Source organism: Roseateles oligotrophus, assembly GCF_025717515.1.
In the GTDB taxonomy this organism is placed as follows: Bacteria; Pseudomonadota; Gammaproteobacteria; order Burkholderiales; family Burkholderiaceae_C; genus Paucibacter_A; species Paucibacter_A oligotrophus.
Genome location: NZ_JAJIRN010000003.1, coordinates 437,968 through 451,649 on the forward strand (window position 1 = coordinate 437,968; position 13,682 = coordinate 451,649).

The window sequence follows — 13,682 nt, forward strand, 5'->3', positions numbered from 1 at the left end:
GTCTGCAAACGAGGCGCTTCGCTCAGGTCGATGTGTTCACGGCCATGCCCTTGCTGGGCAACCCCTTGGCTGTCGTTATCGATGCCGAGGGTTTGAGTGATGCGGCGATGGCCAGCTTTGCCCGCTGGACCAATCTGTCGGAGACGACTTTTCTGCTGCCGCCGACCGATCCGCAAGCCGACTACCGTTTGCGCATCTTTACGCCCGGCGGTGAGCTGCCTTTTGCCGGCCACCCGACGCTGGGTTCGGCGCATTGCTGGCTGGCGGCCGGCGGAACGCCGCGCAACAAGCTTGAGTTGCTGCAGCAATGCGACATCGGCCTGGTGCGCATCAAGCGGGTGGTCGAGCGCAGCGGCAAGGAGAGGCTGGCATTTGCCGCGCCGCCGCTGCGCCGGGGCGGCCCGGTGGCAGCGGACTTGCATGAGCAGGTCTTGCGCTCGCTGCGCCTGCCCGCCGAGGAGGTGCTGGACGTGGTGTGGGTGGACAACGGCCCGCCCTGGATTGCGGCCAGGCTGAAGAGCGCCGAGGCGGTCTTGGCCCTGACGCCGGATTTCAACGCCATGGCCGGCCTCGAATTGGGCGTCGTCGGCGCCTACCCGAGCGGGGCCAAACAGCAGTTCGAGGTGCGCGCCTTTGTGCCCGGCATGGGCGTACCCGAAGACCCTGTCACCGGCAGCCTCAATGCGGGCTTGGCGCTGTGGATGTTGGAGAAGGGCTTGTGCAGCGACAGCTATGTGGTGGCGCAGGGCAAGATGCTCGGGCGTGCCGGCCGCATCCATGTACAGCGCAGCGGTGCTGATGTCTGGATCGGTGGTGACGTAACGCCGATGATCAACGGCGAAGTGCGGCTGTGAGTGTGCAATTGTGAGTTTGCGGCTTGATCATCTGGTGATTGGTGCCGCCAGCCTGGCCGAGGGCGAGGCCTGGTGCGAGGCGACGCTGGGTGTTCGGCCCAGCGGTGGCGGCAAGCATCTGTTGATGAGCACGCATAACCGCCTGCTCAATCTGAGCGGGCCGAGCTTCCCGCGCTGCTACTTGGAGATCATCGCCATCGATCCGGATGCTCCGCCGCCTGGGCGGGCGCGCTGGTTCGATCTCGATTCACCTGCCTTGCAGCAGCGTTTGCGGGTCGAAGGGCCGGGGCTGATCCATTGGGTGGCCAGGGTCGATGGCGATCTGGAGGCACAACTGATTGCTTGGCGAGAGCAGGGCGCCGAGGCGGGTGAGGCCGTGGCGGCGTCGCGCATGACCGCGGCCGGCGAGCTGCGCTGGCGGATTGCCTTGAGAGCCGATGGTCAACGCCTTTTCGGCGGTGCGCTGCCCTTGCTGATCGAGTGGGGCGAGGTGCACCCGGCCGATGGCTTACCGAACAGTGGCGTGAGTTTGCAGCAATTGCTGCTTCGCTTGCCACAGCCGGGCTTGCTGCCAGGTTTGGCTGCCGATGCCGGCGAGGCCTGGCTTGAGGCCCGGTTGCAGACGCCCTTAGGCCTTGTTTCCCTGCCATTGATGACGTGAAGGTTGGAGCGCGATGACGACGCATAGCGAAGAGCTGTTTCGGGAAGACTCCACCTTGCGCGAATGCGCGGCCATCGTGCTGCGCATCGACGAGCGCGGTCTGTTGTTGGACCGGACGGTGTTTTATCCCTTGGGTGGCGGGCAGGCCGGCGATGTGGGCGAGCTGCTCTTGGTCGATGGCCGGGTCGTCAACATCGCCGACACCCGCAAAGGCAAGGGAGAGGGCGCCGAGGGCGAAATCCTGCATCTGCCGGCTCCCGGTCAGGAGGCCTTGCTGGCCGGTTTGCAGCCGGGTATTGGCCTTGTTGCTCGCTTGAACTGGCCGCGCCGGCATGCCTTGATGCGCTTTCACTCGGCGACCCATTTGCTCTGTGCGCTGGTGCCGCATCCGGTTGATGGTTGTTCGATCACCGAGACCTATGCGCGGCTGGACTTCCACATGACCGAGGCCTTGAGCAAGGAAGAGCTGACGGCGGGCCTGGCCCGTTTGGTGGCCGAGGCGCACCCGGTCAGTCACAGCTGGATAAGCGAGGCGGAGCTGGATGCCAATCCGGGCCTGGTACGCAGCATGAGCGTGCAGCCGCCGCGTGGCATGGGGCGTGTGCGGGTCTTGAAGATCGACGGGGTTGACCTGCAGCCTTGTGGGGGCACCCATGTCGCCAACACCGCCGAAATCGGGGCCGTGGTCGTCACGAAGATTGAGAAGAAAAGCGCCTCGACCCGCAGGGTCGTGCTCGGCTTTGCCGAGTCAGCCGCAGGCTGAAGGCGCTTTTCTTCGGGGAGCACTCATTTCGGCGCAGCCGAAGTGGGTGATCACCAGAATAGTAAAAGGGTGGCCTCGACCCGCAGGGTCGTGCTCGGCTTTGCCGAGTCAGCCGGAGGCTGAAGGTGCTTTTCTTCGGGGAGCACTCATTTCGGCGCAGCCGAAGTGGGTGATCACCAGAATAGTAAAAGTGTGGCCTCGACCCGCATGGGCTGAGGCCGCGCATGTGGCGCCGGAAGGCGGCGCGTGGCTGCCGAAGGCTCAGTCGCGATACCGGCGACTGGGCCGTGCTCGGCTTTGCCCAGCCTTGCGAAGCATGAAGGCCGGTTTCTTCTTTTTCCAACCAAGTTCAATGCCATGAAAATACTCGGCAAAGCCAGCTCCATCAACGTCCGCAAAGTGCTCTGGACCTGCACCGAACTCGGCCTCGATTACGAGCGTGAGGATTGGGGCTCCGGCTTCGCCTCGACCGAAGCGCCCGAGTTCCTGGCCTTGAATCCGAATGCGATGGTGCCGGTCTTGATCGATGCTGACTTTGTGCTGTGGGAGTCCAACAGCATTTGCCGTTACTTGGCGGCGCGTGAGCAGCGTATTGATTTGCTGCCGGCGCAGCCCCGCGAGCGCGCCATCGTCGAGCAATGGATGGATTGGCAGGCCGGTGAGTTCAATAACTCCTGGCGCTATGCCTTCATGAGCCTAGTGCGGCAAAGTCCGGCGCATCGGGATCCGGCGCTCTTGAGTGCGGGCGTGGCAAATTGGAACCGCCACGTCGAAATCCTGGCGCGCCGCTTGGCCCAGACCGGCGCTTTTGTGGCCGGCGATACGTTCAGCTTGGCCGACGTGGTCTTGGGTCTGTCGGCACAGCGCTGGTTGATGGCGCCCTTGGATGCTCATGGTCGCCCGGAGTTGCCGGCGATTGCGGCCTACTGCGAGCGCTTGAGCGAGCGGCCGGGCTTCATCGCGCACGGCCGCAACGGCATGGCCTGAGGGCCGCCTACTTCAGGTCGTCGTTCTGGAAACTGTCGTGGCAGGCCTTGCAGCTCTGCCCGACGCCACCGACCGCCGCCTTGATCTGATCCAGATTGCCGCCCTTGGCCGCCGCATCCAGCTTGGCGATTTCGCCGATCATCTTGTCGGAGGCTTCCTTGAACTTGGCGGACTCCTTCCAGATCTCGGGCTTGGCGCGCGTTGGCAGACCCTTGTCGGTGCCCTCGCCAAAGGCCGCCAAAGGCAGCTTGGCGATCATGCTCACGACTTCGGCATTGGCCGCGACGGCCTTGGCATCGAAGGGGACCTTGCCGTTGGCCATTGCCGCAATGCGGCCGAAATGGGTGGCCAAGATACTCATCGATGACTGCCGATACTTGATGGCATGTTCCGGTTTCTGGAACTGTGCGTGGGCGGGCAGGGCGGCGCAGAGGCCGACCATGCTGGCCACGCAGCTCGCGGCGATCAGGAGTTTTCTTTTTTCCATGCTGGCTTCCTTGGGTTTTTGCATTGGCTGGTGATTTTGGACGGCAAGCAAAGTCGCTGGCCCGCTGCAGTGTAGACAGCCGGCGCGATCTTTGCAGCCAGGGCCGCATGCGTTATCGTTGAATACATCGAAAGGGAGATCTGATGCCTAAAGATTTGTTGATGCCGGTGCGGATCTGGGACCTGCCCACTCGCTTGTTTCACTGGACCTTGGTGGCTTGCGTGCTGGGTTCGGTGATCAGCGCCAAGCTTGGTGGCAATGCGCTTGTCTGGCATATGCGCCTGGGCTACGCGGTGCTGGCGCTGGTGGCATTTCGAATTGTTTGGGGCTTGGTCGGCGGGCGCTGGTCGCGCTTCAGCAGCTTTGTCTATTCGCCGGCCGCGCTTGTCCGCTATCTGCGCGGCCGGGCCCATGCCGATGACCATTTCGAGGTGGGCCACAACCCGCTGGGCGCGTACGCGGTGCTGGCTATGCTGGCTTGGCTGTTGTTGCAAGTCGGCTCCGGCCTGATTGCCGATGACGAAATCGCCAGTACCGGCCCTTTGATACGTTTTGTGTCGGGCGAGGTCAGCCTGGCTTGGACCGCCTATCACAAGAGCTACGGTCAGTGGGGTTTGTTTGTTCTGGTGGGCCTGCATGTGGCGGCGATTGCCTTTTACCGCTTGCGCCATCGCAACGATCTGATCGGGCCGATGTTCAGCGGCGACAAGCTATTGCCGCATGCGGTGCCGGCGGCGCGGGATAGCTTGGCAACCCGCTTGTTTGCCTTGACTCTGCTGGGGGCTTGCGCCGCGGCGGTCTATCTTTTGATCGGCCTGGAGACGGTCTGATGCGGCCTTGGATGGGTACACTGCTGGCTGCCCTCAGCCTTGGCCCATGAATAGCCCCGACATCACTCTGCTTTCGCCCGATTCCGCCGAATATTGGGAGTCGACCCGCGAGATTCTGCGCGACTACGCCGCCAGCTTGGCGGTTGATCTGTGCTTCCAGGATTTCGAGGCGGAGCTGCAAAGCCTGCCTGGCCAATATGAAGCGCCCGGTGGGGTCATGCTCTTGGCCTTGGTGGACGGCCAAGTCGCGGGTTGCGGTGGCTTTCGCCCGCTGCTTGATGTCGACTATGCGAACGCCTGCGAAATGAAGCGCCTGTTTGTGCGGCCGGCCTTTCGCCGCTTTGGCCTGGGGCGCTTGTTGGCGCAGGGCTTGATCGATGCGGCGACCCAAGCCGGCTATTCGGCGATGTTGCTGGATACGCTGGACGATATGGAATCGGCGCGCGGCCTGTACGAGAGCCTGGGCTTCGAGTCGGTGCCGCCTTACTATTTCAACCCGATTCCGGGCGCGCATTATTTGAAGGTTGATTTGGACTGATTGGGTTTCAAGCTTGGTTTCATCGGGTTACGGCTTTAGCATCGCGCTTTGTCCCGCCCAAGTCGCAGCCATGATGAACAAGTCCGATGCAACGCTCTACCAGCTTGAGGCCGCCGGCCCGGCCGTCGCCGCCTTGGGCGAATCGCCGCTCTGGAGCGTCGCCGAGCAATGTCTCTATTACGTAGATATCCCGAAGCGGCAGGTTTTGCGGCTTGAGCCGGCCAGTGGTGAGCTTCGTCATTGGCAGTTGGACAGCGAGCCAGGCTGTATTGCGCTGATCGAAGGTGGCGGCTTGGCCGTGGCCCAGCGCAATGGCTTGTGGCGCCTGGACACCCGGACCGGTGAGCATACGCAGCTGGCGGCAGCGCCGTTCGACAGTGGGCAGCAGCGCTTCAATGACGGCAAGCCCGATGCGCAAGGGCGCTTCTGGGTCGGCACCATTGATGACGCTCGCGCGCCCCACGCCGGCCTGTACCGTTATGCCAACGGCAGCTTTGAATCCATGGCCGAAGGCATCGTCACCTCCAATGGTGTGGCCTGGAGCCCCGATCAGCGCAAGATGTATTGGTCCGACACCAAGGCGCATGAAATCTATGTGCTGGACTTTGATGCCGCCGCCGGGACTATCGGCGAGCGACAACTGTTTGCCAAGTTCACGCCGCGCGCGGCCGGGGAGAGCCTGGATCAATACGGCGGCCGCCCTGACGGCGCAGCCGTTGATGTCGAGGGTTGTTACTGGGTGGCGATGTTCGAAGGCCAGCGTTTGCTGAGGCTGTCGCCCGAGGGTCAGGTCTTGTGCGAACTGCATCTGCCGGTGCGCTGCCCGACCATGCCGACGTTTGGCGGCGCCGACCTGCGCACGCTCTACATCACCACCGCCAGCGAGGGCCGCTCGGTCGAGGAATTGGCGGCCCAGCCCTTGGCCGGCTGCGTGTTGCGGGTGCGTGTGGAGGTCGCGGGATTGCCGGCCAATTTGCTCCAACTCTGAGGGCGGGCGGGCTCGCCTGTGCCGGAAGTCACGGCCACATCTTGAGCCTTTGCTAAGGTTCTTGTCGGAAACCTACGGGTTTCCACATATAATCTTTGGGTTTTGCCGACATTCATCAGCCCTTCATGACCAATTTGGTGACCAAGCAAGTGCGCCAAGAAAGACCGAAAGTCTCTCTGGCAAGCCCTGATTGGGATGACTGGAATGAAGACAAACAGAATGAGGCCGAGGAGCTGCCTTTCAAGACCCTGACGCGAGAACAAGCGCAGGCCTTGCAAGTTAAGCACCCGCCGATTTCGGTTTGGCGTGTCGTCGGGATTCAGGCCTTGGTCGGTGCGGTGATTGCTGTGCTGGCCTACCTGTTGACCGGGCAGGGCAAAACAGCGCAGTCGGCTCTTTGGGGTGCGGCTGCGGTGGTTTTTCCGAATGCCTTGATGGCGTGGGGGATGACCGGGCTCTTCAGAGGAATGCCAGCTGCTGCGGTGCTGGGGTTTATGTTCTGGGAGCTGATCAAGATCATGACGGCTGTTGCCATTTTGGCGGTGGCAGCGGTATGGGTGTCGGATTTGAATTGGCTGGCAATGCTGGCGGGTTTGGTCGGATGCTTGAAAGTTAATTGGTTGGCCCTGCTTTGGCAGGGTCGGACGAGTCAAGTTAAGTAAATACGCAGGACGGAAACTAACGATGGCAGCCGAAGGACACGGGCAAGGGCCCAACGCTGGGGAATATATCCAGCATCACCTGCAGCATATGCAGATGAATTTCAAGGGTGAACTGGTCAAGCAGACCAGCATCGTTGATTTCAGCTTGTTCAACCTGGACTCACTGATTTATGCGGTGATTTTGGGTGTGTTGGGTTGTTTCATCTTGTGGCGTGCCGCGCGCAAGGCGACCTCCGGCGTCCCCGGCCGCTTCCAGGCTGCGGTTGAAATCTTGTCCGAAATGGTCGAGAACCAGGCCAAAGGTGTGATTCACAATGCCGCCAGCCGCAAGGTCATCGGACCCTTGGCGCTGACCGTGTTTGTCTGGATTTTCCTGATGAACTTCATGGACATGCTGCCGGTCGACCTGCTGCCGACGCTGTGGGCCAAGGTGTTTGGCTCCATGGGTCACGACCCGCATCACGCTTATATGCGTGTGGTGCCGACCGCCGACTTGTCGACGACGCTGGGTCTGTCGACCAGCGTGCTGATCATGTGCTTCTTCTACAGCATCAAGATCAAGGGCATCGGCGGCTGGACGCATGAGTTGCTTGCCGCTCCCTTCGGTGACAAGTGGTTTTTGTATCCGATCAACTTCCTGATGCAGCTGATCGAGTTCGCTGCCAAGACCGTGTCACATGGCATGCGGTTGTTCGGCAATATGTTTGCGGGTGAGCTGGTGTTTATGCTGATCGCGCTGATGGGTGGCGTCTGGGCCTGGGAGTTGAACCCGTTGTCGGGTGGCTTCTGGCTGGGTCTGGGCCATTTGGTGGCTGGTACGGTGTGGACGCTGTTTCACATCCTGATCATCACCTTGCAGGCCTTCATCTTCATGATGCTGACCTTGATCTACACGGGCCAGGCGCACGATCAGCATTGATCTGCGGCCGAGCGTCGGATAGTTCGCTTTTTCTCTTTTCCCTTTCCTTTTTCTTTACTTACCTTTCCTTCTGGAGCAAATCATGGAAAACATTCTCGGTCTCGTAGCACTGGCTTGCGGTCTCATCGTTGGTCTGGGCGCATTGGGCGCTTCTATCGGTATCGCTTTGATGGGCGGCAAGTTCCTGGAAGCTTCGGCTCGCCAGCCTGAGCTGATGAACGAACTGCAAACCAAGATGTTCATCTTGGCTGGTCTGATCGACGCCGCGTTCCTGATCGGTGTGGCTATCGCTCTGCTGTTCGCATTCGCCAAGCCTTTCGCCATCTAATTAATTGATGCGCCAACCGTTCACGGTTGAAAGGATAGCTCTGTGAATATCAACGCAACACTGTTCCTGCAGGCGATCGTTTTTGCGATCCTTGTATGGTTCACCATGCGCTTCATCTGGCCTCCAATGATGAAGGCCCTGGATGAGCGCGCCGCAAAAATCGCCGAAGGTCTGGCTGCGGCCGACAAGGCCAAGTCCGAGTTGGCCAACGCCAACAAGAAGGTCGACGAGCAATTGGCGCTGACCCGTGGCGAAACCACCAAGCTGTTGGCCGACGCTGAAAAGCGTGCCGCTGCGATCGTGGCTGCTGCCGCCGGCCAAGCCGAAGAGAAGGCCGCCAAGATCGTGGCCGACGCTCATGCCGAAGCCGAAGCGCAATCCGTACGTGCTCGTGAGGCCTTGCGCGAGCAAGTCGCCGCGCTGGCCGTCAAGGGTGCCGAGCAAATTCTGCAGCGCGAGGTCAACGCCTCTGTGCACGCCGAGTTGCTGGGTCGCCTGAAGACGGAGCTGTAAGCATGGCCGAGCTCGCATCCATTGCCCGTCCGTACGCCGAAGCGCTGTATCAAGTAGCGTCCAAGCATGACGTCAAGGCCTGGGGCTTGCAGCTTGATGCCTTGGCCCAAATGGCCGGGGCGCCCGAGTTGCTTGCGTTTGCTGACCATCCCAAGGCCACGGCCGAGCAGGTCTATGCCGTTGTGGCAGGCAAATTGGAGCTCGCTGAGGGTGTGCAGAACTTTTTGCGCACCGTCATCGCCAACGGGCGCCTCGGCGCTTTGCAGGCGGTGGCTCAGCAATTCCATCTCTTGGCCAATGCTGCAGCCGGTGTCGCCGACGCTTTGATTTACAGCGCTTACCCCATCGATGCGGCCCAATTGGCCGAGGTGATGGTGTCGCTGGAAAAGCGTTTCGCCCGCAAGCTCGACGCACAGCTCGTCTTGGAGCCGTCACTGATTGGCGGCATTCGGGTGGTGGTTGGCGATGAGGTGTTGGACACCTCGGTCAAGTACCGTCTGGAACGCATGAAAGTAGCGCTCACGGCCTGATGGCCTTGAGTGCAACTTCACACCCTTCATTCATCCCTGTGTCGTCCGCTCTGGTAACAGACGGAGGGCCAGCTGGGAGCCATAGCAATGAATCTGAATCCTGCTGAAATTTCCGAACTGATCAAGAGCCGCATCGAGGGCCTTGGCACTTCGACGGACGTCCGCAACCAGGGCACCGTGGTGTCCGTGTCCGACGGCATTTGCCGCATCCACGGTCTTTCCGACGTGATGCAAGGCGAGATGCTGGAGTTCCCGGCCGGTGCCGATGGTCAGCCGACCTACGGTCTGGCGCTGAACCTCGAGCGTGACTCGGTCGGTTCCGTGATCTTGGGCCAGTACGAGCACATCTCCGAAGGCGACACCGTCAAGTGCACGGGTCGTATTCTGGAAGTGCCGGTTGGCCCCGAGCTGATTGGCCGCGTGGTCAATGCGCTGGGTCACCCGATCGACGGCAAGGGCCCGATCAACGCCAAGATGACGGACGTGATCGAGAAGGTCGCTCCAGGCGTGATCGCCCGTAAGTCGGTTGATCAGCCTATGCAAACCGGCCTGAAGTCGATTGACTCGATGGTGCCGGTGGGCCGTGGTCAGCGCGAGCTGATCATTGGTGACCGCCAGACCGGCAAGACCGCTGTTGCGATCGACGCCATCATCAACCAGAAGGGTCAGAACATGACCTGCGTCTACGTTGCGATCGGCCAGAAGGCTTCGTCGATCAAGAACGTGGTGCGCGCTCTGGAAGCCAACGGCGCGATGGCTTACACCATCGTCGTGGCGGCCTCGGCCTCCGAGTCGGCTGCGATGCAATATGTGTCGGCCTACTCCGGTTGCACGATGGGCGAGTACTTCCGCGACCGCGGTCAAGACGCGCTGATCGTTTATGACGATCTGTCCAAGCAAGCCGTGGCTTACCGTCAGGTATCGCTGCTGCTGCGCCGTCCACCAGGCCGTGAAGCCTACCCCGGCGACGTGTTCTATCTCCACAGCCGCCTGCTGGAGCGTGCCGCTCGCGTGAACGCCGACTATGTCGAAGCCTTCACCAAGGGCGAAGTGAAGGGCAAGACCGGTTCTTTGACCGCGTTGCCTATCATTGAGACGCAAGCCGGTGACGTGTCGGCCTTCGTGCCAACCAACGTGATTTCGATCACCGACGGTCAGATCTTCTTGGAGACCTCGCTGTTCAACGCCGGTATCCGCCCTGCGATCAATGCCGGTATTTCGGTGTCGCGAGTCGGTGGCGCAGCGCAAACCAAGCTGGTCAAGAACCTGTCCGGCGGTATCCGTACCGACCTGGCCCAGTACCGTGAGTTGGCCGCGTTCGCGCAGTTCGCTTCCGATCTGGACGAGTCCACCCGCAAGCAGTTGGACCGCGGTGCTCGCGTGACCGAGTTGCTCAAGCAGGCTCAGTACTCGCCGCAAACCATCAGCTTGATGGGCGCGACGTTGTACGCGGTCAACAAGGGCTTCATGGACAGTCTGCCGGTCAACAAGGTCTTGGCTTTCGAGTCCGGCATGCACCAGTTCCTGAAGACCAGCCACGCCGCTCTGTTGGCCAAGCTGGAAGCCGACAAGGCGATGGACAAGGATGCCGAAGCCGAGTTGAACGCTGCAATCACCGCGTTCAAGAAGTCCTTCGCTTAATGCCATTGACTGGGTGAGCTTGAAAATTCACCCAATCTGAAAAGGAGAAATCATGGCATCAAGCAAGGAAATTCGCGGCAAGATCAAGTCGGTCGAAGGCACCAAGAAGATCACCAAGGCCATGGAAATGGTCTCGGTCTCGAAGATGCGCAAGGCCCAGGAACGCATGCGTGCGGGTCGTCCCTACAGCGAGAAGATCGGCAATATCGCCGCTAACCTCGCCCAGGCTAACCCCGAGTACAAGCATGCCTTCCTGACCGCCAATCCGGATGCAAAAGTAGCCGGCTTCGTGGTGGTGACGACGGACAAAGGCCTCTGCGGTGGTTTGAACACCAACTTGTTGCGTGCAACCACGGCCAAGCTGAAGGACCTCGACGCCGTCGGCCAATCGGCCGAAGTCGTCGCCATCGGCAACAAGGGTCTGGGCTTCATGAACCGCATCGGCGCCAAGGTGGTGGCTCATGTCACGCATCTGGGCGACAAGCCGCACATCGAAAAGCTGGTCGGCCCGGTCAAGGTTCTGCTCGACGCTTACGCCGAAGGCAAGCTGAACGCCGTCTACCTCTGCTACACCCGTTTCATCAACACGATGAAGCAGGAAACCGTCATCAAGCAATTGTTGCCGTTGACGACCGAAGGCATGAAGACGGCCGCGGCCGATGGCTCCCCAGCTCACGCTTGGGACTATCTGTACGAGCCCGATGCGCCGACGGTGATTGACGAGCTGTTGGTGCGTTATGCCGAAGCGCTGGTCTACCAGGCCGTGGCAGAAAACATGGCGTCCGAGCAATCGGCACGCATGGTGGCGATGAAGGCCGCAACCGACAACGCCGGCACCTTGATTGGTGAGCTGAAGCTGATCTATAACAAGACCCGCCAAGCAGCTATCACCAAAGAGTTGTCAGAGATTGTCAGCGGAGCGGCCGCAGTGGGCTAATGCCTGCTAACTGCCAAACCATACGCAACGAATACTGATTGTTTTAAGGAATCGATATGTCGAACACTCAAACCAACGCCGTTGGCAAGATCGTTCAGTGCATTGGCGCCGTTGTGGACGTTGAGTTCCCACGCAGCCAGATGCCGAAGGTCTATGACGCGCTGAAGATGAACGGTAGCAACCTGACCCTGGAAGTTCAGCAGCAGCTGGGCGACGGGATCGTGCGGACCATTGCTTTGGGATCGTCGGACGGCCTGCGCCGCGGCACCGAAGTTTTCAACACCGGCAAGAACATCCAGGTGCCCGTGGGCAAGGGCACACTCGGCCGCATCATGGACGTGCTGGGCGCGCCGATTGATGAGCGTGGTCCGGTTGACTCGACGCAAATCGCGTCGATCCACCGCCAGGCTCCGGCTTACGACGAGCTGAGCCCGTCGCAAGAACTGCTGGAAACCGGCATCAAGGTGATCGACTTGATCTGCCCGTTCGCCAAGGGCGGCAAGGTGGGTCTGTTCGGTGGCGCCGGTGTGGGCAAGACCGTGAACATGATGGAACTCATCAACAACATCGCCAAGGCCCACAGCGGTCTGTCGGTGTTTGCGGGTGTGGGCGAGCGGACTCGTGAAGGTAACGACTTCTATCACGAGATGGCCGACTCCGGCGTGGTGAACCTCGAGAAGCTTGAGGACTCCAAGGTCGCGATGGTTTACGGTCAGATGAACGAGCCTCCAGGCAACCGTCTGCGCGTGGCCTTGACCGGTCTGACGATCGCCGAGTCCTTCCGTGACGAAGGCAAGGATGTGCTGTTCTTCGTGGACAACATCTACCGTTTCACATTGGCCGGTACCGAAGTGTCCGCGCTGCTGGGTCGTATGCCTTCCGCCGTGGGTTATCAGCCAACGCTGGCCGAAGAAATGGGCCGCTTGCAAGAGCGGATCACTTCGACCAAGGTCGGTTCGATCACGTCCATCCAGGCCGTTTACGTGCCAGCGGACGACTTGACCGACCCATCGCCTGCGACGACCTTTGCTCACTTGGACTCCACCGTCGTGCTGTCGCGTGACATCGCTTCGCTGGGTATCTACCCCGCCGTGGACCCGCTCGACTCGACCTCGCGTCAGCTGGACCCGAACGTGGTCGGTGATGAGCATTACTCGACGGCCCGTGCCGTTCAGCAAGTGCTGCAGCGCTACAAAGAACTGCGCGACATCATCGCGATTCTGGGTATGGACGAGCTGTCGCCTGAAGACAAGCTGTCGGTCTCCCGCGCGCGGAAGATCCAGCGCTTCTTGTCGCAGCCTTTCCATGTGGCCGAGGTTTTCACCGGCTCGCCTGGCAAGTATGTGCCATTGAAGGAAACCATCCGCGGCTTCAAGATGATTGTTGCCGGCGAATGCGATCACCTGCCAGAGCAGGCCTTCTACATGGTTGGCACCATCGACGAAGCGTTTGAAAAGGCGAAGAAGCTGGGCTGATGACAGCGGGGAGGGCGTCAGCTCTCCCTGCATTCAGCACAGTTCTCAACGCAAACGCTAAGGAAGATTCAAGATGGCAACTATCCATGTGGATGTGGTCTCCGCCGAAGAGCAGATCTTCTCCGGCGAAGCCAAGTTTGTTGCACTGCCGGGTGAAAGCGGTGAGCTGGGCATCTTGCCCAACCACGCACCGCTGATCACCCGCATCAAGCCGGGTGCTGTGCGCATCCAGCGCGCCGACAACGGCCAGGAAGAGTTTGTCTTCGTGGCCGGTGGCTTGCTGGAAGTGCAGCCGGGCCGTGTCACCGTGCTGGCCGACACCGCGATTCGCGGCAAGGATCTGGACGAAGCCAAGGCGGTTGAAGCCAAGGCCTTGGCCGAAGAAGCGATGAAGAACGCCAAGAGCGATATCGACTTTGCCAAGGCGCAAGGCGAGTTCGCTGCAATGGCTGCCCAGATCGCTGCGCTGCGCAAGTTCCGGAAAAACTAATGGTTTGGGGGACAGACCGCCTGAGCGCAAGCCAGTAGTTCAGTCCTCAACCGATCAAGTCAGCTCCGCCGCGATTCGT

17 protein-coding genes are annotated in these 13,682 nt (G+C 60.7%); 16 read left to right on the forward strand and 1 reads right to left on the reverse strand.

The window, feature by feature from the left end:
• Nucleotides 1–2: 2 nt before the first annotated feature.
• From LNV07_RS08080 to LNV07_RS08095, 4 genes are all read left to right on the forward strand, one after another.
• A complete protein-coding gene (locus LNV07_RS08080; RefSeq protein ID WP_263570844.1) occupies nucleotides 3–854 on the forward strand; it encodes a PhzF family phenazine biosynthesis protein in 852 nt (283 codons plus the stop codon).
• 10 nt (nucleotides 855–864) lie between these two features.
• On the forward strand, nucleotides 865–1,515 hold the full coding sequence (locus LNV07_RS08085; protein WP_263570673.1) for a VOC family protein: 651 nt from the start codon (nucleotides 865–867) through the stop codon (nucleotides 1,513–1,515).
• A gap of 13 nt (nucleotides 1,516–1,528) precedes the next feature.
• Entirely contained in the window at nucleotides 1,529–2,278 is a 750-nt protein-coding gene (locus LNV07_RS08090) for an alanyl-tRNA editing protein (RefSeq protein ID WP_263570674.1), read from the forward strand.
• Nucleotides 2,279–2,635: 357 nt separating this feature from the next.
• On the forward strand, nucleotides 2,636–3,265 hold the full coding sequence (locus tag LNV07_RS08095) for a glutathione S-transferase family protein (RefSeq protein ID WP_263570675.1): 630 nt from the start codon (nucleotides 2,636–2,638) through the stop codon (nucleotides 3,263–3,265).
• A 7-nt stretch (nucleotides 3,266–3,272) separates the two neighbouring features.
• Here LNV07_RS08095 and LNV07_RS08100 read toward each other — a convergent pair whose 3' ends face one another.
• Nucleotides 3,273–3,752, reverse strand: coding sequence for a c-type cytochrome (locus tag LNV07_RS08100; protein WP_263570676.1), 480 nt, complete (start codon nucleotides 3,750–3,752; stop codon nucleotides 3,273–3,275).
• Between the two features lie 143 nt (nucleotides 3,753–3,895).
• On the opposite strand from LNV07_RS08100, the gene LNV07_RS08105 reads away from it, so the two are divergent.
• From LNV07_RS08105 to LNV07_RS08160, 12 genes are all read left to right on the forward strand, one after another.
• Nucleotides 3,896–4,582, forward strand: coding sequence for a cytochrome b/b6 domain-containing protein (locus tag LNV07_RS08105; protein ID WP_263570677.1), 687 nt, complete (start codon nucleotides 3,896–3,898; stop codon nucleotides 4,580–4,582).
• Between the two features lie 46 nt (nucleotides 4,583–4,628).
• Nucleotides 4,629–5,120, forward strand: coding sequence for a GNAT family N-acetyltransferase (locus LNV07_RS08110; RefSeq protein ID WP_263570678.1), 492 nt, complete (start codon nucleotides 4,629–4,631; stop codon nucleotides 5,118–5,120).
• A 70-nt stretch (nucleotides 5,121–5,190) separates the two neighbouring features.
• The gene (locus tag LNV07_RS08115) at nucleotides 5,191–6,108 is read left to right on the forward strand and encodes an SMP-30/gluconolactonase/LRE family protein (protein ID WP_318013700.1); all 918 of its coding nucleotides are present in this window, start codon (nucleotides 5,191–5,193) and stop codon (nucleotides 6,106–6,108) included.
• A gap of 125 nt (nucleotides 6,109–6,233) precedes the next feature.
• Nucleotides 6,234–6,770, forward strand: coding sequence for an ATP synthase subunit I (locus LNV07_RS08120; protein ID WP_263570679.1), 537 nt, complete (start codon nucleotides 6,234–6,236; stop codon nucleotides 6,768–6,770).
• A gap of 22 nt (nucleotides 6,771–6,792) precedes the next feature.
• On the forward strand, nucleotides 6,793–7,689 hold the full coding sequence (gene atpB / locus LNV07_RS08125; RefSeq protein WP_263570680.1) for a F0F1 ATP synthase subunit A: 897 nt from the start codon (nucleotides 6,793–6,795) through the stop codon (nucleotides 7,687–7,689).
• Between the two features lie 82 nt (nucleotides 7,690–7,771).
• The gene (gene atpE / locus LNV07_RS08130) at nucleotides 7,772–8,017 is read left to right on the forward strand and encodes a F0F1 ATP synthase subunit C (protein WP_263532376.1); all 246 of its coding nucleotides are present in this window, start codon (nucleotides 7,772–7,774) and stop codon (nucleotides 8,015–8,017) included.
• Nucleotides 8,018–8,059: 42 nt separating this feature from the next.
• Nucleotides 8,060–8,530 carry a F0F1 ATP synthase subunit B gene (locus LNV07_RS08135; RefSeq protein WP_263570681.1) on the forward strand — a complete coding sequence of 157 codons (471 nt, stop codon included), beginning with the start codon at nucleotides 8,060–8,062 and terminating at the stop codon, nucleotides 8,528–8,530.
• Nucleotides 8,531–8,532: 2 nt separating this feature from the next.
• The gene (locus tag LNV07_RS08140) at nucleotides 8,533–9,060 is read left to right on the forward strand and encodes a F0F1 ATP synthase subunit delta (protein WP_263570682.1); all 528 of its coding nucleotides are present in this window, start codon (nucleotides 8,533–8,535) and stop codon (nucleotides 9,058–9,060) included.
• A gap of 87 nt (nucleotides 9,061–9,147) precedes the next feature.
• Nucleotides 9,148–10,701, forward strand: a complete 1,554-nt coding sequence (gene atpA / locus LNV07_RS08145) for a F0F1 ATP synthase subunit alpha (RefSeq protein WP_263570683.1) — start codon at nucleotides 9,148–9,150, stop codon at nucleotides 10,699–10,701.
• Between the two features lie 52 nt (nucleotides 10,702–10,753).
• On the forward strand, nucleotides 10,754–11,638 hold the full coding sequence (gene atpG / locus LNV07_RS08150; protein ID WP_263570684.1) for a F0F1 ATP synthase subunit gamma: 885 nt from the start codon (nucleotides 10,754–10,756) through the stop codon (nucleotides 11,636–11,638).
• A 50-nt stretch (nucleotides 11,639–11,688) separates the two neighbouring features.
• Nucleotides 11,689–13,113 (forward strand): F0F1 ATP synthase subunit beta, encoded by a 1,425-nt coding sequence (gene atpD / locus LNV07_RS08155; RefSeq protein WP_263570846.1) that lies wholly within the window; start codon nucleotides 11,689–11,691, stop codon nucleotides 13,111–13,113.
• A gap of 73 nt (nucleotides 13,114–13,186) precedes the next feature.
• Nucleotides 13,187–13,603, forward strand: a complete 417-nt coding sequence (locus tag LNV07_RS08160; RefSeq protein WP_263555671.1) for a F0F1 ATP synthase subunit epsilon — start codon at nucleotides 13,187–13,189, stop codon at nucleotides 13,601–13,603.
• The last annotated feature ends 79 nt before the right edge of the window (nucleotides 13,604–13,682 follow it).